At 47.8% G+C, this 21,847-nt stretch carries 22 protein-coding genes and 1 other RNA gene; 19 read left to right on the top strand and 4 right to left on the bottom strand.

Features of this window, described 5'->3' with window-relative positions; translation table 11 throughout:
* Positions 1-410 precede the first annotated feature (410 nt).
* From XMG48_RS12190 to ftsZ, 3 genes are all read left to right on the top strand, one after another.
* Positions 411-872 carry an Lrp/AsnC family transcriptional regulator gene (locus tag XMG48_RS12190; RefSeq protein WP_173481369.1) on the top strand — a complete coding sequence of 154 codons (462 nt, stop codon included), beginning with the start codon at positions 411-413 and terminating at the stop codon, positions 870-872.
* 47 nt (positions 873-919) lie between these two features.
* Positions 920-2,197, top strand: coding sequence for a cell division protein FtsA (gene ftsA / locus XMG48_RS07090; RefSeq protein WP_173481368.1), 1,278 nt, complete (start codon positions 920-922; stop codon positions 2,195-2,197).
* A 65-nt stretch (positions 2,198-2,262) separates the two neighbouring features.
* Positions 2,263-3,468: a cell division protein FtsZ gene (gene ftsZ, locus XMG48_RS07085; protein ID WP_173481367.1), complete on the top strand. Its 1,206-nt coding sequence runs from the start codon at positions 2,263-2,265 to the stop codon at positions 3,466-3,468.
* Positions 3,469-3,503: 35 nt separating this feature from the next.
* Here the strand turns inward: ftsZ and XMG48_RS07080 are convergent, their stop codons facing one another.
* Positions 3,504-4,268, bottom strand: coding sequence for a TlyA family RNA methyltransferase (locus XMG48_RS07080; RefSeq protein ID WP_173481366.1), 765 nt, complete (start codon positions 4,266-4,268; stop codon positions 3,504-3,506).
* 109 nt (positions 4,269-4,377) lie between these two features.
* Here XMG48_RS07080 and XMG48_RS07075 point away from each other — a divergent pair, with 109 nt between their 5' ends.
* Positions 4,378-4,767 carry a RidA family protein gene (locus XMG48_RS07075; RefSeq protein ID WP_173481365.1) on the top strand — a complete coding sequence of 130 codons (390 nt, stop codon included), beginning with the start codon at positions 4,378-4,380 and terminating at the stop codon, positions 4,765-4,767.
* 2 nt (positions 4,768-4,769) lie between these two features.
* Positions 4,770-5,837, top strand: coding sequence for an alanine racemase (gene alr, locus XMG48_RS07070; RefSeq protein WP_173481364.1), 1,068 nt, complete (start codon positions 4,770-4,772; stop codon positions 5,835-5,837).
* 123 nt (positions 5,838-5,960) lie between these two features.
* Here alr and XMG48_RS07065 read toward each other — a convergent pair whose 3' ends face one another.
* Positions 5,961-6,503 (bottom strand): DUF2058 domain-containing protein, encoded by a 543-nt coding sequence (locus XMG48_RS07065; protein ID WP_173481363.1) that lies wholly within the window; start codon positions 6,501-6,503, stop codon positions 5,961-5,963.
* Between the two features lie 64 nt (positions 6,504-6,567).
* Between XMG48_RS07065 and XMG48_RS07060 the strand changes: the two genes are divergently transcribed.
* The 10 genes from XMG48_RS07060 to XMG48_RS07015 all read left to right on the top strand — a co-directional run bounded on the left by XMG48_RS07060 (position 6,568) and on the right by XMG48_RS07015 (position 14,502).
* The gene (locus tag XMG48_RS07060) at positions 6,568-7,182 is read left to right on the top strand and encodes a LysE family translocator (RefSeq protein WP_173481362.1); all 615 of its coding nucleotides are present in this window, start codon (positions 6,568-6,570) and stop codon (positions 7,180-7,182) included.
* A gap of 71 nt (positions 7,183-7,253) precedes the next feature.
* Positions 7,254-7,350, top strand: an RNA gene (gene ffs, locus XMG48_RS07055) — signal recognition particle sRNA small type.
* 98 nt (positions 7,351-7,448) lie between these two features.
* Positions 7,449-9,461, top strand: a complete 2,013-nt coding sequence (dnaX, locus tag XMG48_RS07050) for a DNA polymerase III subunit gamma/tau (RefSeq protein WP_173481361.1) — start codon at positions 7,449-7,451, stop codon at positions 9,459-9,461.
* Between the two features lie 10 nt (positions 9,462-9,471).
* The gene (locus tag XMG48_RS07045) at positions 9,472-9,798 is read left to right on the top strand and encodes a YbaB/EbfC family nucleoid-associated protein (RefSeq protein WP_173481360.1); all 327 of its coding nucleotides are present in this window, start codon (positions 9,472-9,474) and stop codon (positions 9,796-9,798) included.
* Between the two features lie 2 nt (positions 9,799-9,800).
* On the top strand, positions 9,801-10,403 hold the full coding sequence (gene recR / locus XMG48_RS07040) for a recombination mediator RecR (protein WP_173481359.1): 603 nt from the start codon (positions 9,801-9,803) through the stop codon (positions 10,401-10,403).
* Positions 10,351-11,586: a ribonuclease D gene (gene rnd / locus XMG48_RS07035; protein ID WP_254442830.1), complete on the top strand. Its 1,236-nt coding sequence runs from the start codon at positions 10,351-10,353 to the stop codon at positions 11,584-11,586. The genes recR and rnd overlap by 53 nt, the downstream gene beginning before the upstream one ends.
* On the top strand, positions 11,586-11,873 hold the full coding sequence (locus XMG48_RS07030; RefSeq protein WP_173481358.1) for a YcgL domain-containing protein: 288 nt from the start codon (positions 11,586-11,588) through the stop codon (positions 11,871-11,873). Before rnd ends, XMG48_RS07030 begins: the two co-directional genes overlap by 1 nt.
* Complete coding sequence (locus XMG48_RS07025) at positions 11,873-12,313, top strand: YcgN family cysteine cluster protein (protein ID WP_173481357.1); 441 nt, start codon at positions 11,873-11,875, stop codon at positions 12,311-12,313. The genes XMG48_RS07030 and XMG48_RS07025 overlap by 1 nt, the downstream gene beginning before the upstream one ends.
* A gap of 93 nt (positions 12,314-12,406) precedes the next feature.
* On the top strand, positions 12,407-12,664 hold the full coding sequence (locus tag XMG48_RS07020) for a FeoA family protein (protein WP_217362075.1): 258 nt from the start codon (positions 12,407-12,409) through the stop codon (positions 12,662-12,664).
* Positions 12,664-14,502, top strand: coding sequence for a ferrous iron transporter B (locus XMG48_RS07015; RefSeq protein WP_173481356.1), 1,839 nt, complete (start codon positions 12,664-12,666; stop codon positions 14,500-14,502). Before XMG48_RS07020 ends, XMG48_RS07015 begins: the two co-directional genes overlap by 1 nt.
* Here XMG48_RS07015 and XMG48_RS07010 read toward each other — a convergent pair.
* Positions 14,480-15,277 (bottom strand): DeoR/GlpR family DNA-binding transcription regulator, encoded by a 798-nt coding sequence (locus XMG48_RS07010; protein WP_173481355.1) that lies wholly within the window; start codon positions 15,275-15,277, stop codon positions 14,480-14,482. The genes XMG48_RS07015 and XMG48_RS07010 overlap by 23 nt on opposite strands.
* 67 nt (positions 15,278-15,344) lie before the next feature.
* Positions 15,345-16,859 (bottom strand): glycerol-3-phosphate dehydrogenase, encoded by a 1,515-nt coding sequence (gene glpD, locus XMG48_RS07005; RefSeq protein WP_173481354.1) that lies wholly within the window; start codon positions 16,857-16,859, stop codon positions 15,345-15,347.
* 176 nt (positions 16,860-17,035) lie between these two features.
* Here glpD and XMG48_RS07000 point away from each other — a divergent pair, with 176 nt between their 5' ends.
* The 4 genes from XMG48_RS07000 to XMG48_RS06985 are packed head-to-tail and all read left to right on the top strand — an operon-like array spanning position 17,036 to position 21,846.
* Positions 17,036-18,769 carry an ABC transporter substrate-binding protein gene (locus XMG48_RS07000; RefSeq protein ID WP_173481353.1) on the top strand — a complete coding sequence of 578 codons (1,734 nt, stop codon included), beginning with the start codon at positions 17,036-17,038 and terminating at the stop codon, positions 18,767-18,769.
* Positions 18,770-18,824: 55 nt separating this feature from the next.
* Complete coding sequence (locus XMG48_RS06995; protein ID WP_173481352.1) at positions 18,825-19,889, top strand: ABC transporter ATP-binding protein; 1,065 nt, start codon at positions 18,825-18,827, stop codon at positions 19,887-19,889.
* 5 nt (positions 19,890-19,894) lie between these two features.
* Complete coding sequence (locus XMG48_RS06990; protein ID WP_173481351.1) at positions 19,895-20,983, top strand: ABC transporter ATP-binding protein; 1,089 nt, start codon at positions 19,895-19,897, stop codon at positions 20,981-20,983.
* Between the two features lie 2 nt (positions 20,984-20,985).
* Positions 20,986-21,846, top strand: a complete 861-nt coding sequence (locus tag XMG48_RS06985; RefSeq protein ID WP_173481350.1) for a carbohydrate ABC transporter permease — start codon at positions 20,986-20,988, stop codon at positions 21,844-21,846.
* Position 21,847: the final 1 nt, after the last annotated feature.

Raw genomic sequence — 21,847 nt, 5'->3', positions numbered from 1 at the left:
ACCTAAGAGAGTGTTTTTTGCCGGTTATCAATAATATATTTTGATTTTGTGCTTACAATCTAATTTTAATGCAAATATTTTGCATAAATTAAAAATTATTGGCGTTTTATTTGTGTGTTAGTATTGTTGTTTCATATCTATAATTTGCATTAGTTTCGTTAATTTTTTGTAAATATAATTAAGTTACTGTCTATTTATCAATAATGACGCAAAATTTGTGCGTAAATTAGAAAATATTGTTATTTATATGATTTATATGGGTTGCATTGGTAGCTTTTGCAAAAATTTCTCATTAAATTAAAGATAAACGCAAATATTTTGCGTTAAGTGTTGGAATGCTTGGTTGGGTTGTGTATATTTTGAGCAATGGACGATTTAATCGTCATCACTGGCTTTAGGATTTGTAATCTGTGGATGCAAAAGATTGGGAGATAATTCGTGCGCTCCAGCAAGATGGACGTCGCACCACGAATGAGATCGCGGATAGCGTTCGTCTCTCAGGCTCGGCCGTGTCTCGCCGTATCGCACGTCTAGAAAAAGACGGCATCATTTCTGGTTACACCGCACTCGTAGATCCCGATAAGGTTGGTTATACCGCCACCGTCATGGTTGAAATTACGCTCGATAGCCAGTCTGATGCGGCTCAATCAGAGTTTGAGCGTGCGGTTGCTAAGGTCCCGAGTGTCAGATCCTGTTACCTAATGAGCGGCGATGCGGATTATCTATTAAAGGTAGCAGCAAGAGATTTGCGTGACTTTGAACGGTTGCGCCGAAAGGTTTTGAGTGATTTACCGCATGTTTCACGTATGCAGACGTCGTTTGCTTTACGCGAAATCGTCAATCACTTGGAGTACGCGCCGGAGAGCGCATAACAATGGTTAAACGTAATGAAAATTGGGTGTGAATCGTGGATTCAAAAATGATTGTAGCTCTTGATATCGGTACCTCTAAGGTTGTCTGTATGGTGGCCGAGATCGGTACGGACGGTGATATTGAGGTCGTGGGCGTCGGCTCTCACCCATCACGCGGTTTAAAACGCGGTGTGGTCGTTAACATCGAATCTACTGTGCAGTCGATCCAGCGAGCGGTTGAAGCGGCTGAGTTGATGGCGGGAGTCAAAATTCACTCAGTCAGTGTGGGCGTCTCTGGTAGCCATATTGCGAGTCAAAACTCACACGGTATTGTTGCTCTGCAGAGTAAAGAGGTGACTCAATCAGACGTAGAGCGTGTCATTGAGGCTGCTCAAGCGGTCGCGATTCCGGCGGATCAGCGCATTCTGCACATCCTTCCGCAAGAGTATTTGATTGATAACCAAGAGGGCATCAAAGAGCCGCTTGGCATGTCCGGTGTGCGTTTGGAAGCTAAGGTTCATCTGATTACCGGTGCGACTAACGCCATTCAGAATATTGAGAAGTGTGTTCGCCGCTGTGGTCTTGAGATCGATGCCGTAGTTCTTGAGCAGTTGGCATCGGGTTACGCGGTGTTGACTGATGATGAGAAGGATCTGGGTGTCTGCATGGTTGATATCGGCGGTGGTACCACCGATATCGCGATCTTTACTCAAGGTTCAATTCGTCACACAGCTGTGATTCCTGTTGCGGGCGATCAAGTCAGCAATGATATTGCCATGGCATTGCGCACCCCAATGCAGCATGCCGATCAGATCAAAATGAAGTACGCCTGTGCATTGGCGCAGTTAGCGCGTGCTGATGAGACGATCAAAGTTCCAAGCGTCGGTGATCGTCCTGCGCGAGATCTATCACGCCAAGCTCTGGCTGAAGTGGTGGAGCCGCGTTATGAAGAGCTGTTTACCCTAGTTCAGCAAGAGCTTCGCCGCAGTGGGTTTGAAGATCTAGCGGCAGCCGGCATCGTCCTGACCGGCGGTACTTCGAAGATGGAAGGCGCGGTTGAGCTCGCTGAAGAGATATTCCACATGCCTGTTCGTTTGGCTAAGCCAACGGGTGTAGGCGGTGTTGATGATCTGTTGAGTAACCCTATCTACGCAACGGCGATTGGTCTGTTGCTCTACTCGGCGGATAACGACCTTGATCAGCATGTGGACGCCGAAACAATGACCGATTTTGGTTTGATGCCGGACGATATTGCTGAGCATCAGCCTGAGAAAAAACGAGTTAAAAAAGAGCCATCAGAAGGGTGGGTCTCTAAAACAAAATCTTGGTTAAAAGGTAACTTTTAATCAGAGCTTAGTTGGCAGTAACCGGCAAAGATCGGGCCTGCCTTACATAAAACCTGGAGGAAGATATGTTTGAGTTAGTAGAAGATACAAACGAGAACGCAGTAATCAAAGTTGTCGGTGTCGGTGGTGGTGGCGGTAACGCAGTCAACCACATGGTCGCGTCGGATGTAGAGGGTGTAGATTTTATCTGTGCCAATACCGATGCTCAGGCACTTGGAAAAATGGCCGCTAGTACAGCCCTTCATATCGGTGGTGATATGACGAAAGGCTTGGGTGCGGGCGCTAACCCGGATGTTGGTCGTCAGGCAGCGGTCTCTGACCGTGAACAGATTGCCGACTCTCTGCGTGGTGCCGACATGGTCTTCATCACTGCTGGCATGGGTGGTGGTACCGGTACGGGTGCTGCACCGATCGTTGCCGAAGTGGCTAAAGAGATGGGAATTCTGACGGTGGCGGTCGTCACTAAACCCTTCCCATTTGAAGGCAAAAAACGCATGAAGATTGCGGAAGAGGGTATTCGTGAGCTGCAGGAGCAGGTCGACTCTCTGATTATTATCCCTAACGAGAAACTGCTTCCTGTGCTAGGTAAAAACACCAGCTTGATCAAAGCCTTTGGTGAAGCCAACGATGTACTTAAGGGCGCCGTTCAAGGCATTGCTGACCTCATTATCCGTCCGGGTATGATCAACGTCGACTTTGCAGACGTTCGTACGGTGATGTCTGAAATGGGCATGGCCATGATGGGTACCGGTCATTCGCGTGGTGATGAGCGTGCAGCAGAAGCGACTGAAGCGGCGATTAAGAGCCCTCTGCTTGAAGATGTTGATCTGAAAGGCGCTAGTGGCATTTTGGTAAACATCACAGCGGGTATGGACCTTAGCCTGGGTGAGTTCGCTGAAGTGGGTGAAATTGTTGAAGAGTACGCATCAGACAATGCGACTATTGTGGTCGGTACCGTAATCGATCCAGATATGAGTGAAGAGCTCAAAGTCACGGTAGTAGCGACTGGTTTAGCTCAGGCTCAACAGGCGGGTGCCCGTGTTGTAAACAGTGATGTGACAACCGGAGGCCCAACGCAAGTAGAGGTGAAAACGGCGCCACCTACGGCCTCTGATTTCAGCCAGCTTGAGTTGCCAACAGTAATCCGTAATCGTCAGGCTCAACAAGCCGAGCAGGCGGTTGAGATGGAAGAGCCAGTACAACAGAAAACCGGTACTGATGATATGGAGTTCTTGGATATCCCAGCCTTCCTGCGTCGTCAGGCCGATTAATTAAGTTTTAAACCGTCCAGGTTTCCCGCTCCCCATTATTGGGTGAGCGGGTCTTTTACTGCGACGAGCAGAAACTCGTGATTCCCATCACCCCCTTTAATAGGGCTGTCGATGTAGGTCACTACTCTCATCTCTAACTCGGACATCAGCGTTTTAAAACGCTCCTCCAGCTCTTTATAGAGATCCGTCGATTTGACGATTCCCCCCTTGCCTATGTGCTCCTTTCCTAACTCAAACTGAGGTTTCACCAGTGTGACTAGGTAGCTCCCTCTGTCCAGTAGTTGGCAAAGTCCCGGCAAAATAAGGGTTTGCGAAATGAATGAGACATCCATAACGGCTAGATCAAACTGTCCAGTGGGGCTGTGTGCTTTTAGCTCAGGCTTGAGTTCACGCGCGTTATAGCCTTCAAGGCAGGTCACCTTTGGGTTGGATCTCAGCTTCTGTGCCAGCTGGTCATGTCCCACTTCAATACCTAGTACAGAGGCGGCACCCTGTTGAACGAGGTAATCGGTAAAGCCACCGGTTGATTGTCCAACATCGATGGCATGAACATCGTTAAGATCAATTTGGCAGATCTCAACGGCGCCTTTCAGTTTCAGTGCACCACGCGAAACGTACTGGTCGACTTCAGACAGAGTCACCTGAAACTCAGTCGACTCGGGAAGCTTGATGCCGGGTTTGCTTAAGATGCGCCAGGCTTTATCAAGGTAGCTAACGCGCCCCTCTTTAATGTTACGTTGTGCTTGCGTGCGACTATCACACAGACCTTTATCCAGCAGTAGTTGATCAGCGCGTTTCATCTTGGCTCCCAAATTAGTTGGCTAATAGTAAACAAAGTTCTACTACTTGTCAGAACCAGGATCTCTGCGATAATGGCCTGAGTTTAATATTCTTGATCAGGAGCGCTTCATGTCTAATCGCAGCACCATCTCTACACCCAATGCACCGGCTGCCATTGGTACCTATTCACAAGCTGTCAAAGTGGGTAACACGGTCTACATCTCAGGTCAGATTCCTTTGATTCCAGAATCGATGGAGCTGGTGACTGAAAGCTTCGAAGCGCAGGCCGTTCAGGTGTTTGAAAATTTAAAAGCGATTGCTGAAGCGGCAGGTGGCTCGCTCAACGAAGCAGTGAAATTGACTATTCTTTTGAGTGATATGTCGCACTTTGCCAAGGTCAATGAGGTGATGGCGCGTTACTTCGACGAGCCCTATCCAGCGCGTGCTGCGTTTGCTGTGAAAGAGTTGCCTAAGTCAGTCGATATCGAGATCGATGCCATCATGGTGACAGCCGACTAATCATGCCTCGTCCTCTTGTTGCTGAGATCGATTTAGCTGCCCTCAAACATAATTTGGCACTGGCCAAGCAGCAAAATCTGCAGGCCAAAACTCTGGCCGTGGTTAAAGCGAATGCTTATGGTCATGGCGCTGTTAAGGTGGCGCTAGCCTTAGAGTCTGATGCCGATGCCTTTGGTGTTGCCTCTATCGAGGAAGCGCTAGAGCTGCGTGAGGGTGGCCTTAAAGCGCCTGTTCTGCTGCTTGAAGGTTGCTTTTCAGAGGAGGAGTTAGCCTCTTGTGAGCGTCACAACTTCTGGGTGGTCTGTCACAGTGACTATCAAATTGAGTGGCTAATTCGCTATCTGTCGACGACCGATTGGCGACCACAGATCTGGTTAAAAGTGGACTCTGGTATGCATCGCCTCGGTTTTGATGCAGATGCCGTAGCGGGTGTAATGGAGCAGTTCTCCTCTATAGAGGGACTGCCTATACCGGTTATGATGAGTCACTTTGCCTGCGCCGATCAGCCTGCCCATCCTCGTAATGAGGTTGCACAGTCGCGGTTTAATCCAGTCAAAACTAACCTCAGTAGTTTTGCTAACTCTGCCGGAATTTTTACCCAAGCAACGCCTGCTGATAGTTGGCAGAGGCTAGGCATTGGGCTTTATGGTGGAACGCCGAGTGAGCTGGGTTTGCAAGGTTTGCAGCCTGCTATGACGCTGAAAACAGCCATTATTGCGTTGCGCGATATTTCACCGGGTGAGTCGGTGGGTTACGGTGCAACCTATACCGCGGAATCACCTCGTAAAATTGCGACGATCGCCATTGGGTATGCCGATGGCTATCCGCGCCAAGCGAAGCAAGGTACACCTGTGTTGGTTAATGGTGTTGAAGCACCGATCGTCGGTCGTGTCTCAATGGATATGATTACCGTTGATGTGACCGATTTGCCGTCAGTGTCGGTAGGTGATGAGGTGATCATGTTCAATGAACAGTTACTTGCGGATAGGGTCGCTAAATGCTGCGATACCATCGACTACACGCTGTTTGCGGGGCTAACAGCGCGTGTTCCTAGGCGGTATTCTGAGTGAGTCTCTGGAAAACGCTGTCAGAGCGGGTGACAGGCTGAAGGCCAGTCACCATGACTCCGTAATACGTTACGTGCACCGGTGACTGGCTTTAGCCTGTCATCCGCCTTCTATTTACGCTCCAACCTACCACATCAAATCATCAGGAATCGCGTAATCCGCATAAGGATCATCCTCATCACTCACCTGTTGATCGCTAGACAGAGGAATGATTCGTTCAGGACGACGCTGTTCTATTCGTTCTGCCACAACGGCCGGTACTAAAGCATAACCTTCACCGAGTTTAGCGACCCGTATCTGGGCGCGAGTAAGCGGCTGAAACATCGATTCATCGATGTAGATGTGCTTGATGGTCTTGCCATCAGCGAACTGGTAACGAGTCTCTGCGCGCTCTGATATCGTAATTTGATGATGTTCAATCAGCTGCTTCACTTGAGCATCGATCGCTCTCTCGGCCTGTTCGGCATCACGTGCCTCATTCAAGGCGCGATCTTGTGCCGCTTTCTGCTCGCGTTTGGCTTGGATATCCGCTTGCTGTTTGGCTTTTTCTGCAGCGACCTCATCAGGAGACTGCTTTTTCTTTTTGCGCTTCTCAATCGTCGCCTTTTTTGCCTGTTGTTTGTTAGCAAGGCCCGCTTTTAACAATTGGTCTTGAAGTGATCCCGCCATGACACCTGTTTCCATAAGTTCTAGAATGCGCGGAGTTTAACATAGCTTTTTCATTGAGGTATTTGTGAATTTAGTTGAGTGGTTAACCCTATTAGCGGTCTGTACTTTGGGGGCAGTTTCACCCGGTCCCAGCCTTTTGGTTGTTGTAAACCAGGCGTTAAATGGATCCCGTGTTCATGGTCTATTAACTGCAATCTCGCACGGTTTAATGGTCGGTGGTTGGGCTCTATTGACGGTCGTAGGGTTAAGTCAGCTGCTGGCTCGTTTGCCTTGGATAGAGGTGGGTTTAACCGTCATCGCCGCCCTTTATCTACTGAACATGGCACGCGGCGCTTGGCAGGGTGGATCGATGAAGATTGCGCCTGAAGAGCGCGCGCGAACCAGTTATTGGCAGGCGATTCGTGATGGGGCCGTTATTGCGACCTTCAATCCTAAGTTGATGCTCTTTTTTATTGCGATTTTTGCCCCTTTTGTCGGCTCTGAATCAACCTTTGAAACGCAGACGCTGCTGGTCGTAACGCCCTGGGTTACTGATACCCTCTGGTACATCATCGTTTCGCTACTGCTAAGTACACGCAAAAGCTTGGCGCTACTGGAAAAGCACGAGCAGCGAATCAATCGAGGCATGGCGGTGGCATTGACGCTTCTGGCGGGTGTGATGCTGTCAGGTCTGCTTTAACTTCATTTGCAATAGCCTAGCGGGGTGCTTATACTTCGCGCTCCTCATTCGAGGTGTTTTTGTGGTGGCTCCATTGGTCCTCCCGCAATGATAAACCGTGAACCTGGTCAGGCCCGGAAGGGAGCAGCCACAGCGGTCGACTCATGTGCCGGGATGTGGCTGGTGGGGCCATCTCCATTTCTGGTAAAAATTCCCGCTGTTTGACTCTCCCTCACCAACGATAAATGTTAGTATCGGGTTAAAATTTTCCGACCACTGAGGATAGGATGAGTTATCAGGTTTTAGCCCGTAAATGGCGTCCCCGTCGTTTCGTTGAAACGGTAGGGCAGGAGCACGTTCTAAAAGCGCTTGTGAATGCGCTCGACGAGAACCGGTTGCACCACGCCTATCTGTTTACCGGCACGCGAGGTGTGGGTAAAACCTCCATTGCACGTCTGTTTGCTAAAGCGCTGAACTGCCAAGAGGGCGTCAGCTCGGAGCCATGTGGTCGTTGTAGCTCCTGTATCGAAATTGCTGAAGGTCGATTTGTTGATCTTATCGAGGTCGATGCGGCTTCACGTACCAAAGTGGAAGATACCCGTGAGCTGTTAGAGAACGTGCAATACGCACCAACTCAAGGTCGCTACAAAGTCTACCTAATAGACGAGGTACACATGTTGTCGACCTCGTCATTCAATGCCTTGTTGAAGACGTTGGAAGAGCCACCACCGCACGTTAAATTCCTACTGGCGACAACCGATCCACAGAAACTGCCAGTGACCATTTTGAGTCGTTGTCTTCAGTTCAACCTGAAGAACATGGCGCCAGAGAAGATCGTCTCTCACCTTCAGTTTGTACTGGGCGAAGAGTCCATCCCCTTTGATGACGCTTCACTCTGGCTGATTGCGCGTTCTGCGGATGGGTCTATGCGTGATGCGCTGTCGTTGACCGATCAGGCCATTGCGTTTGGCTCTGGTGCGCTGCGTGAAGGTGATGTGCGTGCTATGTTGGGTACCATTGATCATCGCTTGGTGTTTGATCTACTGGATGCGATTGTGGCCGGTGACGGTAAAGCAACGATCGATCGAGTAGCAGCCATGGCTGAGTTTTCGCCCGATTTTGCTGGTGTATTAGCTGAGATGATCTCGATTCTGCATCGAGTAGCCTTGGCTCAAGTGGTGCCTGCTGCGATCGATAATAGCTTAGGGGATCAGGCTCAGATTCAAGCGCTTGCTGGCAAGGTGCGTGCAGAAGAGATACAGCTCTACTACCAAATCGCATTAACAGGCCGTCGTGATCTGCCGATGTCACCGAACCCTCGTGAAGCATTAGAGATGTGCTTGTTACGTATGTTGGCCTTCCGTCCTGTCGATCAGCGTCCTATCGATGCGCCACCCGTTAAGCCGTCTGAGATCTCTAGGCCTGTTGAAAATGAGCCTGCTGTCAGTGAGCCGGAACCACAGCCAGCGATCGAAACGCCAGTTGTTGAAAAGCCGCTAGAGACTCAAGCGACGCTAGCGCAGCCAGAGTCTGCTCCAGTGAATGATCCCCCGCCATGGGAGGATATTCCCGCTGAGGCCTATGCAGATCAGGAGCCAACGGCAAAAAAGTTTGAAGCGGACTCGATGGAGGCCGTATCGGCTCCGTTGGAGTCCGCTAGGGTTGAGCCATCTGAACCATTTAAGCCAGCTGAGCCCATGGATAAACTCATGGATGAGCCGGCTATTGACCCTGTTGAATCTAACGACAGTGCGATTGATCTGTTTGGCGAAGAGACGCCACTAGCCACTTACGATAAGCCGGATGAGCAACCAGTAGTTGAAGAGGTTAAGCCAGTAGAGGCAGTTGAGCCGGTTGAGCAGAAAGAACAGGCTAAAAAAACGCTAGAAAAATCAATTACGCTCTCCAATTTTGCGCTTGAAGATTGGGTGCATTTGATTGCCCAACTGGATCTAACCGGTATGACCGAGAGCTTGGCTAAGGCGATGTCCCTTGAGACACTTCAGGGGAACCGTATGGTGTTGCACTATACGGCTGAGCAGGAAGCGCTCTTCAATGATCAGCACAAACAACGTATTGCTGATGCGATTACCGCCTTTTTCCAAGAGCCGATGTCGGTTGATTTTCAGCTGGCTGAACAGACTCGTGAAACGCCGGTGAACTACCGTATTCGCCGTGCTGAAGAGCGACGCATAGCGGCGGTAAGGCATTTGAAACAAGATCCCAATGTGGAACGATTAATTGAGATGTTCGATGGACAGTTAGATGAACTCTCCGTTGAGCCTTTAGAGATAGAGTGAGGTCATAGTTATGATGAAAGGTGGAATGGGCAACCTAATGAAGCAGGCCCAAAAGATGCAAGAGGACATGCAGAAAGCGCAAGAGGAGATCGCTCGCGCTGAAGTGACGGGTGAAGCGGGTGCAGGTCTTGTCAGCATCGTTATGAACGGTCGTCACGACGTAAAACGTGTCAGCATCGATGACTCTTTGATGGAAGAGGATAAAGAGATTCTAGAAGATCTTATCGCTGCAGCGGTTAATGATGCGGTGCGTAAGGTTGAAACCACCAGCCAAGAGCAGATGTCGAAAATCACCCAAGGTATGGGTATGCCACCTGGCTTTAAGATGCCGTTTTAATTATGTCGTTAACCCCTAAGCTAGAATCGCTAATCAGCGCACTGCGTCGCCTACCGGGAGTGGGCCCTAAGACGGCTCAGCGTATGGCGTTGCACCTGTTAGAGCGTGATCGCGATGCTGCCATCCAGATCAGTGGTGCGCTGGCTGATGCTGCTCAGAATATTGGTGAGTGTGAACAATGCCACTCGCTCTCTGAGCAGGCCGTCTGCGATATCTGCAGTAATGCAGCGCGTGATCGTAAAACCTTGTGTGTTTTGGAATCACCGATTGATCTGATGGCGATCGAGCAGACGGGGGGCTACGCAGGCCTCTATTTTGTATTGGGCGGGCACCTGTCGCCGATCGATGGAGTAGGGCCGGAAGATTTGAAAATCGATCAGCTTTTGGATCGAGTCTACCAGGGCGAGATTAACGAACTGGTGTTGGCCACCAATCCAACGGTAGAGGGTGAAGCGACCGCTCACTACATTGCCGAACAGCTTCGCGATGTTGATGTCAGTATCAGTCGTATTGCTCACGGGGTGCCTGTAGGTGGCGAGCTTGAGTACGTAGATGGCGGTACTCTGGCGCATGCGCTGGCCGGTCGCCGCCAGATGGAGCGATAAGTTGATAGATTTTAGCGGTTACGACTTTGCCAAGCTGAGACAAGCGGCCAAAAACCCAATCTGGATCGATACCGAAGAGCAGTTGGCTCACTACTGTCAGCAGTGGTTAGAGGTGCCGTTGATTACCTTGGATACTGAGTTCATTCGTACCTCCACCTTCTACGCAAAGCCAGGCCTGATTCAAGTCGCTGATCAGCACAGTGTTTATCTGATTGATCCACTGCCTATAAAACGCTGGCGCCCATTCAGAGAGCTGCTAGAAGCGCCTCAGGTCTTAAAGGTTCTGCACGCTTGTGGAGAAGATGTTGAGTTGTTTAAACATCGCTATAAAGCGGCACCCTCACCGATGTTTGATACCCAAGTCGCGGCCGCTTTTTGTGGTTGGGGTTTCAGTATGGGACTTCAGCGTCTTGTTAAACATGCGCTGGATATCGATCTGGATAAGGGTGAAACCAAGTCCGACTGGCTACAACGCCCGCTAACTGATAATCAGACACTCTATGCGGCACTGGATGTCTGCTACCTAGCCGAAATCGTTCAGATGCAGTTTAAAGAGCTTGAGAAGTTGGGGCGCACCGAGTGGGTCAAAGAGGAGTGCGAAGAGCTAGTTGCCAGTGTCATTGCTAACGAAGCGAATATTGATGACTACTATCGACGTTTCTCACAGCTCTGGAATATTCCGACGCGTAAGTTAGCGGCTCTGCGAGACCTGACCATTTGGCGTGAACGCACCAGCCGTTTGAGGGATAAAGCCCGCAATCGCATCTTGTCTAACCATCAGATTATCGATGTGATTCAGCAGTGGCCCAATAAGCGCGACGATTTGAGAAAAATTGAAGGGTTGCGTTCAGGCAACGTCTGGGATTTTGGTAACGATATTATTCGCTGCCTGAAAAATGCCGATAAGTCAGCCCAAGATAACCCGCCAGAGCCGATTGAGCAGCCGCTGAAGTTCAAGTTTCATGCTCACCTTAAAGCCTTGCGTGCAGTTGGTGCCAAAGCGGCGGAGCAACACAATGTGGCGCCGGAGCTGATGCTGAGAAAACGAGATATTGAAGCGTTGATTCGCACAGGTGTTGAGACGGGTCATTATGAATTGCCAGATAGCCTATGTGGATGGCGTAAACCTTTGATTGGTCAGGCTCTGCTTGATCAGCTAGCAGAATTAAACGAGTCAAACTGATGTTAATTTGTTCTATTTATAAAAGCTCAAAAAAAGATGAGATGTACCTTTACGTTGATAAGCGTGAAGGTCTAGAGCGTGTTCCAGAGACCCTTATCGAGATCTTTGGTACTCCCGTTCACTCTATGGATATGCCACTAACCGCCGAACGTAAATTGGCGCGTGCTGATACCGCAAAAGTGCTTGAGAGCATTCGTGACCAAGGTTTTTACCTGCAGATGCCGCCTCCTAAAGAGGACTACATGCTCGATATCCACATGGATCGTCCAGAGACAGGCGTTCGCTAATGTCAGAGGTGTTTTGGCGCAGTAAATCACTGGAACAGATGACCCACGACGAGTGGGAGTCTCTCTGTGACGGCTGTGCCCTCTGTTGTCTGCACAAACTAGAGGATGAGGATACAGAAGAGGTCTACTACACCACCGTCGTTTGCCACCTTCTGAATACCGATAATTGCCAGTGCACGGATTACACTAACCGATCTACTCGCCAGCCCAGTTGTGTCAAATTGCACCCAAAAGATGTCGAAGAGTTTCACTGGCTACCGCAAAGCTGTGCCTACCGCTTGATCTATGAGGGGCATGAGCTTCCACAATGGCATCCGTTGGTCAGCGGTGATCAGCGCAGTGTCATCGAAGCTAACGCTTCTGTCTTGAGCTACTACGAAGTCAAAGATAACGAAATCACAGAAGATGAGTTCATCGATTACGTGATTGAGCCTGAATAATCTTCTTTTGCATGATCAATAAATCCTTAAATTTTGGTTTAAATGATTATGATTCTCATTTAGAATTGTTAGATAGGTTTAAGGATATTCATTGTGTCTCAAATTCAATGTGCCAATCTCTGGCAGATGAAACGGGGTATTCAAAGTGTTATTGAAGGGTTTACCCCCGCTTTGGATGCTGCTGTGAAAGCGCGTTTGGAGGAGCTGGGGTTCCATCAAGGCGCTCGCGTTTTATGTACTCAAGCACCTCGTTTGGGCGCTCCTAAATTGTATAAAGTGGGTAACGCAGTCTACTCACTTGAAAAGACAATCGCAGAGTGTGTGATTGCACATCCGGTCACGTCTGAATAATGAAACAACTACTACTGGTCGGAAGCCCCAACTCGGGAAAATCGATGCTGTTCAATCGTCTTACCGGTATGAATCAGCGTGTGGCAAACTTTCCTGGAATTACAGTCGATACCTCAACAGGGCCAGCGGTCGGTCGATCAGACTTATTAGTAGTCGATTTTCCTGGCGCTTACTCTTTAACCCCTCTTTCGGGCGAAGAGCAAGTTGCTGTAGATGCCTTCTATAAATTGTTGGACGTTCCTGTCGGTCACATAGAAGCCGTTGTCTGTGTTGTCGATGCGACCCGCATGGAAAAAGGTCTGGTATTTGCGTTGCAGGTTAGGGAGGCCTGTCGACGTGCTGGTCACCCCGTGATGATTGTGACCAATATGCATGATGTTCTTGAGCGTCATAATCAGAGCGTTGATGCTGAAGGGCTGTCGCAACGCTTGGATATGCCGGTCATTCCGATCTCTGCAAAGAGCGGTGTAGGCGTCGATCAAATCATTACACGCTCAGGGCAGGGGATAGAGGTTCCAAAGAGCGAGCTAAAAGAGGATCTGATTGCGTTTGACGCATCTGTGTTCCGAAATCTAGCGGAATCGTTGGCGAATGAGTTTGGTCCCAAAGGGGACTACCTGCTTCTGGTTCATAACCGAGCGGATCAATTCTTCCTCAGTACCCTGACGGGTGGTCTGAGTTTTCTGTTGATCATGTTTTTACTCTTCCAAGCGATATTCAGTTGGGCCGCTCCTTTGATGGATGGCGTAGAGTCACTGATTGGACTCACGGCAGACTCTGTGTTGCCTCTGATACCAAGCGGTATGCTGCATGACTTTGTTAAAGATGCTCTATTTGGCGGGCTGGGTGCTTTTTTGGTGTTTGTACCTCAGATTTTTATTCTGACGTTGATCGTCGGTTTTATGGAAGATTCAGGGTACCTTGCTAGGGCCGCTGTCATCTGTCACAGACCGCTTCGCGCTTTTGGTCTAACTGGTAAAAGTTTTGTCCCAATGTTATCGGGTGTCGCCTGTGCTATCCCAGGCATCTATGCAGCACGAACCATAGAGTCACCAAGACGTCGCTGGTTAACCTACTTTGCCATTCCGCTTATGCCTTGTTCGGCTCGACTACCTGTCTATGGGCTTCTTATTGTCGCGTTTATTCCCAATGAGTCACTTCTAGGTGGTGCAGTAGGGTTGCAAGGTCTGGCCATGTTGGCGATCTATCTATTCGGAATCGTTATGGCCCTTTTGGTCGTGTCGTTACTCTCTAGAGTAAAGGTAGGTAAGGGGAGTGATCTCCCTTTTGTACTCGAGATGCCTCCCTATCGTCTACCCGGTGCAAAAACTTTAGGCCAGTTGGCGTGGTCACGCAGTGGTGATTTTGTGAAACGTGCAGGCCCCGTGATCTTCTGGGTCAGTGTGGTGGTCTGGGTGTTAGGCTACTTCCCTAATCAGGGGGCAAATTTGGGTGAATCCTGGTTGGGGGCTATTGGTAAATTCATAGCGCCTATCTTTGAACCCATCGGCCTGGATTGGAAGTACGGTGTTGCCATTATCGCGTCGTTCCTAGCGCGTGAGGTCTTTGTCGGCACACTGGGTACACTCTATGGTATTGAAGGTGCCGAGGAGGAGTTTACATCCTTGGCTCAACAGATTCAGGATTCTGGCATCTCTTTGGCTTCTGGAGTCGCTCTGTTTGTCTTCTTCGCCATTGCTGCGCAGTGTGTCTCAACTCTAGCAACGTTGCGCAGGGAGAGCGGTAGCTGGTCGCTGCCGGCCGGTCTGTTTGTGGGGTATGGTGTTTTGGCTTACAGCTTGGCTTTTGTGGCTTTTACTCTGATAGTTGGCGATTAGAGACTGGATTGTTTCCTGGACAGTGAATGACTACATCATTTTGAATTAAAAGATTGGCGAACTGATCATCGGGGCAGTCATTCGTAAACAGTCTTGATATGTCCTTAATGTGCCCTAGTTTCACCATGGGTGTTCTGCCAAATTTGGAGTTATCGCTACAAAGGAGTACCTCTGAGGCATTTGCTATAATGGCTTGTGACACTCTGACCTCCCTGAGGTCGTAATCAAGCAGGGTGCCATCTGGTTGAATACCGCTGATGCCTATGATTGCGTACTCCATCTGAAAGGTGTTTATGAGGTCTGTCGCTGGAGAGCCGACAATGCCACCATCACTGTTTCGAACTTCGCCACCTGCAACAATGACTGTGAAGTCACTCTTAGAGGATAAGGTAACAGCGACATTCAAGTTGTTGGTCACTACGGTCAGATTTTGTTTGCTCAACAGGGCTTCGGCGACTGCCTCTGTTGTGGTGCCGATATTGATAAATAGGGATGCGCCATCGGGGATATAATCAGCAACGAGTTTTGCAATAGTTTGTTTAGCGTCCGAATTAACACTTTTACGAGTTTTATAAGAGCTGTTTGTTGTGCTGTTTTCAACCGCACCAACACCACCATGATAACGTTTTACGCACCCCTCCGTTTCCAATTGAGTGACATCACGTCTTATAGTTTGGGGCGTCACTTCAAGTGATGAAGTGAGTTCATCTATAGTCACAAAACCACTTTCAGCGATCTTATCGAGTATGAATTCAAACCTGCGATGTTGGCGCATCTAACATTCCGTAATTAACTTTTTTATTATCATAGTCATATATCAGACTTATAGCTATTGGGCTTTTTTACACTCCATCTGCTGCAAGGTAAGCATTAAGTTTGGCTTTGTTCTCTGTATCGATTCTTAAGCCAAGCTTCGTTCTTCGCCAAAGGATATCTTCAACAGTTTTTGCCCATTCATTATCCTGTAACCAGTTAACCTCTAATTCATAAAGGTTATAGCCAAAATGCTGCCCCAGCTCTTCAATATTTGTTGTCTTACCAAGTATATTGAAAGTGTCTGTTCCATAGGTTCTTAGCATTCGTTTTGCCCAACGGTTGTCTAGGAATGGGTATTTCATCTGAATCTTACTAAGCAGATTGTCACTATCTGTTAGTTCATAGTCTCCACCAGGAAGAGGGATACCCGCTGTCCATGCTCTACCCATTTCGGGGTGAAATTTTTCAATCTCTCTCAAAGCGGACTCGGCCAGTTTTCGATAAGTGGTAATCTTTCCACCAAACACATTGAGCGCTGCTGCTCGACCGTTGACAGAATCTACCTTTAGAACATAGTCCCTAGTTGCCTCAGTGGCTGAGGAGGCATTGTCATCGTAAAGGGGGCGAACGCCAGAATAAGTCCAGACAACATCAGAATCTTTCAGTGGTTTCTCAAAGTACTCAGAGGCAGCTTTCAAAAGATATTCTTGTTCTTCTGGAGTACAGTAAGCTTTTTCGGCTGGACCTTCGTGATCCACATCAGTTGTGCCAATTAAAGTGAAGTCATCTTCATAGGGGATAGCAAAAATGATCCGGTTATCACTCTGTTGGAATATATAGGCGCGATCGTGATCATAAAGTTTCTTCACAACGATATGACTTCCGCGAACTAGCCTGACGCCATGTTTTGAGTTCAGGTGAAGACTGTTATTAAGGACATCTGCTACCCAAGGACCAGCGCAGTTGATAACCGTTTTCGCCTGAACTTTCATTTCTTCATTGGTGATTAAATCTCTGACGGTTACCCGCCATAAACCATCCACTCTTTCTGCGGACTCAACACGTGTCCTAGTGTGAATTTTGGCGCCACGATCCTCTGCGTCTCTTGCATTGAGGACTACTAGACGAGCGTCATCAACCCAGCAATCGGAATACTCAAACCCTTTCTTAAGTGACTTTTTAAGAGGGATACCTGTTTTGTCTTCTGCAAAATTAAGAGTTTTAGTGGCAGGTAAAATTTTTCTGCCCCCTAGATGATCATAGATAAACAGTCCTACTCTTAATAGCCAACTTGGACGAAGCCCTTTGTGGTGCGGTAAAACGAAGCGAAGTGGCCAGCTTATGTGCGGCATGGCTTTTAGTAAACGCTCTCTTTCGATAAGTGCCTCGCGAACCAGTCTGAACTCATAATATTCAAGGTAGCGTAATCCGCCATGAAACAACTTAGTTGAGCCTGAGGAGGTTGCTTGAGCAAGATCACCCATCTCGAAAAGAGAGACAGTTAATCCTCTACCAGCTGCATCACGTGCTATGCCACAACCGTTTATGCCACCACCTATAATAACCAGGTCTTTTACATCATTATGTTGTATTTCGTTCATTTGTGTTGTTTTTCTTCGTTCGTTTATATTCGTATTAGGTGAAAGCTAACAAAAAGAAAATTTAAGTCAATAAAAATTTTCTCTTGACTTCGTTTGCTTTCGTTTGCGAGTATCGACTCTAACGAATGATTTCTAGATCACTTCGTTGATAAAAATAATGAAGATGGAGAAAGACCATGAAGAAAAAGCTAGCCTTGGCTGTCGCGTTTGCTTCGGCAACAATCACAAGCGCTGCTTATGCAGACATCAACGCTGCTAAGAAGTGGGTTGATAGTGAGTTTCAACCCTCCGCACTCACTAAAGAGCAACAAATCGAAGAGATGCAGTGGTTCATTAATGCTGCGAAACCATTCGCTGGAATGGAAATCAATGTGCTCTCAGAAACTATCCCTACACATACCTACGAGTCTACGGTTCTCGCAAAAGCCTTTGAAGAGATTACGGGTATTAAGGTAAATCACCAATTACTGGGTGAAGGGGAGGTTGTTCAGGCCGTTCAGACTCAAATGCAGACTAAGCGCAATCTTTACGATGCCTATGTGAACGACTCAGATTTAATTGGTACTCACTCTCGTCTTCAGTTAGCTCATAGCTTGACTGATTTCATGAACGGTCCCGCCAAAGACATCACTAACCCTAATCTTGATCTAGACGATTTCATGGGTCTTGAGTTTACGACTGGTGCAGATGGCGAAGTATACCAACTGCCAAGTCAGCAGTTTGTTAACCTTTACTGGTTCCGTAAAGACTGGTTTGACCGCGAAGATCTCCAAAAACAGTTCAAAGATATCTATGGCTATGATCTAGGTGTGCCTGTTAACTGGTCCGCTTATGAGGACATTGCTGAGTTCTTCTCCGTTCACGTCAAAGAGATCGATGGAACTCCAATCTACGGCCATATGGATTACGGTAAACGTGCCCCCGACCTTGGTTGGCGTATGACGGATGCCTGGTTATCTATGGCAGGTGCAGGTTCTGCTGGTCAACCAAACGGGCGTCCTATTGATGAATGGGGTATCCGTATGGAAGAGGGTAGTTGTAATCCAGCTGGTGCTAGTGTTTCTCGTGGTGGTGCCGCAAACGGTCCAGCTGCAGTTTACGCTATTCGTAAGTGGGATGAATGGCTACGTAAATATGCTCCTCCAGGTGCCGCATCTTATGACTTCTACCAATCACTTCCTGCACTGAGCCAAGGTAATGTTGCTCAACAGATTTTCTGGTACAGCGCGTTTACGGCTGACATGGTTAAATCTCAAGCCGAGGGCAATAATACGGTTGATGCTGAAGGAACACCATTGTGGCGTATGGCTCCAAGCCCCCATGGCCCATACTGGCAAGAAGGTCAGAAGGTCGGTTACCAAGATGTTGGTTCTTGGACCATCCTAAAATCGACACCTGAAGATCGTGCTAAAGCGGCTTGGTTGTACGCTCAGTTTGTGACTTCAAAAACAGTTGATGTGAAAAAGTCTCACGTAGGTCTTACCTTCATTCGTGACTCTTCTATTAATCACGAATCATTCACAGAGCGAGCTCCAAAACTGGGTGGTCTAGTTGAGTTCTATCGTTCGCCAGATCGTAATATGTGGTCTCCAACCGGTGTCAACGTTCCTGACTATCCTAAGCTTGCTCAAATTTGGTGGCAGCAGATTGGTGACGTGAACTCAGGCGCATTCACACCTCAAGAAGCTATGGATCGTCTAGCTCAAGAGATGGACATCACCATGGCTCGCATGGAGCGTGCAGACAAAGGTGCAAACGTTTACGGCGGTTGTGGTCCTCGTCTGAACGAAGAGAAGGATCCATCTTACTGGTTGGGTCGTGAAGGTGGTCCTAAGGCTAAACTTGCTAATGAGAAGCCTCAGGGTCAAACCGTTAATTATGATGAGCTAGTGAAAAGCTGGACTAACTAACGGTTAAAACGGGGGGGCCGTAGGCCCTCTCGATTTCTTTCCCAGAGATATTTCCATGAATTTAGAATTAAAAGATGTTGCAAAGCGCGTCGGCGCCGAAATGCATATACACGAGACAAATCTCGTTCTTGAACCTGGTGAGTTTAATGTTTTACTTGGTGCGACAAATGCCGGTAAAACAACCCTGATGAAACTGATGGCAGGACTGGATTCGCCAACAGCTGGTTCGGTTTTGTACGGCGGTGTAGATGTTACGAAAACACCACCTCAGAAGAGAAGCATCAGTTTTGTGCATCAGTTCTTCATTAATTATCCCCATTTAAGTGTAAGAGATAACATTATTTCGCCACTTAAATTATCAAAAATGTCTGATGCGGAGATTAATAAACGACTGGAAGCTACCGTTGATCTGCTTCGTTTAGGACCTATGTTAGATCGAAAGCCACATGAGCTTTCAGGTGGCCAACAGCAACGTTGTGCGTTGGCTAGAGCCCTTATTAAAGACTCTACAGCTGTATTTCTTGATGAACCACTTGCGAACTTAGATTATAAGTTGCGCGAAGAGTTGCGTGCAGAGTTGCCCAGTATTTTTGCTGATCGTGGTTCAATTGTTGTTTACGCAACTTCTGAACCTGCTGAAGCTTTGATGTTAGGTGGTCATACCGCCGCTCTTAATGAAGGTCATATTGCGCAGTTTGGTGCCACCTCTGATGTTTATCGTACGCCAGTCAATCTGACTGCTGCAGAAGTATTTTCCGATCCTCCTTTAAATACAATCAGTGTTAAAAAGTATGATGGTTGCATTCATTTGAGTGAAACTTTGAGTTGGCCAGCAGAGGGCCCCGCTCAACATATGCCTGATGGAAACTATACACTGGGTGTTCGTCCTCATTTTGTTAAGCCGACTGGACATGGAGATAGTGCAATTGAGTTAAACGGTCGTATTCAGGTAACTGAGCTATCCGGTTCAGAAAGCGTCGCTCATTTTTCCATGGGGGGTGGCACTTGGGTCTCGCAAGCGAATGGACTGCACCCATTTAAGGTGGGAGAACACCACCATTTTTATCTTGATAGCAGTAAATGCTTCTACTTTGATTCCCACGGACAAGCGGTTAGGTAGTAACAATGGCTAAAATAAAACTCGATAATATAAGACACTCCTACTACCCCAATCCATCGTCTGATGATGATTTTGCCTTGAAACGGGTTCACTTTGATTGGGATGATGGCGGTGCCTACGCGCTGCTGGGCCCCTCTGGGTGTGGTAAAACGACCTTGCTAAATATCATTTCGGGTCTTTTAGAACCAAGCCACGGCAAGTTGCTTTTTGATGATAATGAAGTTACGAGCCTCTCTCCATCGGAGCGTAATATTGCTCAAGTGTTTCAGTTTCCCGTGATCTACGACACGATGACGGTTTACGATAACCTGGCTTTTCCATTGAGAAATCGTGGGGTCGATGAAGCTAGGATTGATGTAAAAGTCAGAGAGATCTCATCCATGTTGGAGATCGATGATCTTTTACAAACTAAAGCGGCAGGGCTTTCCCCAGATAACAAGCAAAAAATCTCCCTAGGTCGAGGTCTGGTGCGAGAGGATGTTAACGTGATCATGTTTGATGAACCGTTGACCGTTATTGATCCACATTTGAAGTGGAAGCTTCGCTCGAAGCTGAAAGAGCTGCACCAGAAGGTCAAAACAACAATGATCTATGTGACGCATGATCAGACAGAGGCGCTCACATTTGCGGATCAGGTTGTAGTGATGAACTTCGGTCAGGTACTGCAGGTTGGCACTCCAGATGCGCTTTTTGAAAGACCTGAACATACCTTTGTTGGTCATTTTATTGGTTCGCCAGGTATGAATGTATTGCCTGTTGAAATAGTTGACGGTCAAGTATCCCTTGGTGGCCACTTCCTTGAAGTAAGCAGTCCTATTGTTGAAGCTGAAGGTAAATCTTTAGAGATAGGTGTGCGTCCCGAGTTTGTGCGAATCGCCGAGCAAGGCATACCAGCAACGGTAGTCAATGTTATGGATGTTGGGCGTCATAAGGTCTTACAAACGTTAGTAGGCTCACAAAAGGTCTTCGCAGTGTTAAATGAGGATCAGCCTGTTCCTGAAGGGAGCACTTACCTTACTTTCGATAAGCCGCAAACTCGTCTTTATAAAGATGGGTGGTTGGTAGATCTAACCTATGAGTACGAGGTTTTATAACAATGAAAACCGAAAACCCTAGAGCTTGGCTCCTCGTTTTACCTGTTATTTTATTGGTGGCTTTTAACGCACTAATACCACTGATGACAGTAGTGAATTACTCCGTTCAAGAGACGTTTGGTAATAATGTCTTTTTTTGGCAGGGCGTAGATTGGTTTGAACAGGTTCTGCATTCAGAACGCTTCCATGATGCCTTGGGGAGGCAGTTCCTCTTCACAGGTATTATTCTCGCGGTGGAAATTCCTCTCGGTGTTGCAATAGCCTTGGCGATGCCTAGAAAGGGAATATGGGTTCCTATTTGCTTGATCTTAATGTCGCTGCCACTTCTTATTCCATGGAATGTTGTTGGCGCAATGTGGAACATATTTACTCTTCCAGATATTGGTCTAATGGGCTACGGATTAAACTGGCTTGGTATTGATTACAACATGACACAGAGCCCATTGGCTGCTTGGGTCACGCTAATAGTTATGGATGTTTGGCATTGGACTTCGTTGGTTGTACTGCTCTCTTATGCAGGTCTTGTCTCAATTCCCGATGCTTACTATCAAGCAGCTGAGATTGATGGGGCCTCCAAATGGTCTGTGTTCAGATACATTCAATTGCCCAAGATGAAGCAGGTTTTGATGATTGCGATACTGTTACGGTTTATGGATAGCTTCATGATCTATACAGAACCCTTTGTATTGACCGGTGGTGGCCCTGGTAATTCCACAACTCTGTTGTCTATCGACCTGGTTAAAGTAGCGCTTGGTCAGTTTGACTTAGGACCAGCAGCGGCTATGTCACTCATATACTTCGCGATCACTCTACTGGTGAGTTGGGTGTTCTACACAATAATGAATAAAGATGTGAAGGATTAAG

It is taken from the genome of Marinobacterium sp. xm-g-48 (assembly GCF_013282925.1).
Lineage (GTDB): Bacteria > Pseudomonadota > Gammaproteobacteria > Pseudomonadales > Balneatricaceae > Marinobacterium_E.
This window is presented reverse-complemented; position numbering and strand designations above follow the sequence as displayed.

What these genes read in the sequence shown, in the direction of transcription:
- alr (WP_173481364.1), top strand. Translation starts at nt 4,770, where the DNA reads ATGCCTCGTCCTCTTGTTGCTGAGATCGATTTAGCTGCCCTCAAACAT.
- ftsA (WP_173481368.1), top strand. Translation starts at nt 920, where the DNA reads ATGATTGTAGCTCTTGATATCGGTACCTCTAAGGTTGTCTGTATGGTG.
- rnd (WP_254442830.1), top strand. Translation starts at nt 10,351, where the DNA reads ATGGCGGTACTCTGGCGCATGCGCTGGCCGGTCGCCGCCAGATGGAGC.
- XMG48_RS07080 (WP_173481366.1), bottom strand. Translation starts at nt 4,268, where the DNA reads ATGAAACGCGCTGATCAACTACTGCTGGATAAAGGTCTGTGTGATAGT.
- glpD (WP_173481354.1), bottom strand. Translation starts at nt 16,859, where the DNA reads ATGAACGAAATACAACATAATGATGTAAAAGACCTGGTTATTATAGGT.
- XMG48_RS06985 (WP_173481350.1), top strand. Translation starts at nt 20,986, where the DNA reads ATGAAAACCGAAAACCCTAGAGCTTGGCTCCTCGTTTTACCTGTTATT.
- XMG48_RS07065 (WP_173481363.1), bottom strand. Translation starts at nt 6,503, where the DNA reads ATGGCGGGATCACTTCAAGACCAATTGTTAAAAGCGGGCCTTGCTAAC.
- XMG48_RS07015 (WP_173481356.1), top strand. Translation starts at nt 12,664, where the DNA reads ATGAAACAACTACTACTGGTCGGAAGCCCCAACTCGGGAAAATCGATG.
- XMG48_RS06990 (WP_173481351.1), top strand. Translation starts at nt 19,895, where the DNA reads ATGGCTAAAATAAAACTCGATAATATAAGACACTCCTACTACCCCAAT.
- ftsZ (WP_173481367.1), top strand. Translation starts at nt 2,263, where the DNA reads ATGTTTGAGTTAGTAGAAGATACAAACGAGAACGCAGTAATCAAAGTT.
- XMG48_RS07030 (WP_173481358.1), top strand. Translation starts at nt 11,586, where the DNA reads ATGTTAATTTGTTCTATTTATAAAAGCTCAAAAAAAGATGAGATGTAC.
- XMG48_RS07045 (WP_173481360.1), top strand. Translation starts at nt 9,472, where the DNA reads ATGATGAAAGGTGGAATGGGCAACCTAATGAAGCAGGCCCAAAAGATG.
- dnaX (WP_173481361.1), top strand. Translation starts at nt 7,449, where the DNA reads ATGAGTTATCAGGTTTTAGCCCGTAAATGGCGTCCCCGTCGTTTCGTT.
- recR (WP_173481359.1), top strand. Translation starts at nt 9,801, where the DNA reads ATGTCGTTAACCCCTAAGCTAGAATCGCTAATCAGCGCACTGCGTCGC.
- XMG48_RS07075 (WP_173481365.1), top strand. Translation starts at nt 4,378, where the DNA reads ATGTCTAATCGCAGCACCATCTCTACACCCAATGCACCGGCTGCCATT.
- XMG48_RS06995 (WP_173481352.1), top strand. Translation starts at nt 18,825, where the DNA reads ATGAATTTAGAATTAAAAGATGTTGCAAAGCGCGTCGGCGCCGAAATG.
- XMG48_RS07025 (WP_173481357.1), top strand. Translation starts at nt 11,873, where the DNA reads ATGTCAGAGGTGTTTTGGCGCAGTAAATCACTGGAACAGATGACCCAC.
- XMG48_RS07000 (WP_173481353.1), top strand. Translation starts at nt 17,036, where the DNA reads ATGAAGAAAAAGCTAGCCTTGGCTGTCGCGTTTGCTTCGGCAACAATC.
- XMG48_RS07010 (WP_173481355.1), bottom strand. Translation starts at nt 15,277, where the DNA reads ATGCGCCAACATCGCAGGTTTGAATTCATACTCGATAAGATCGCTGAA.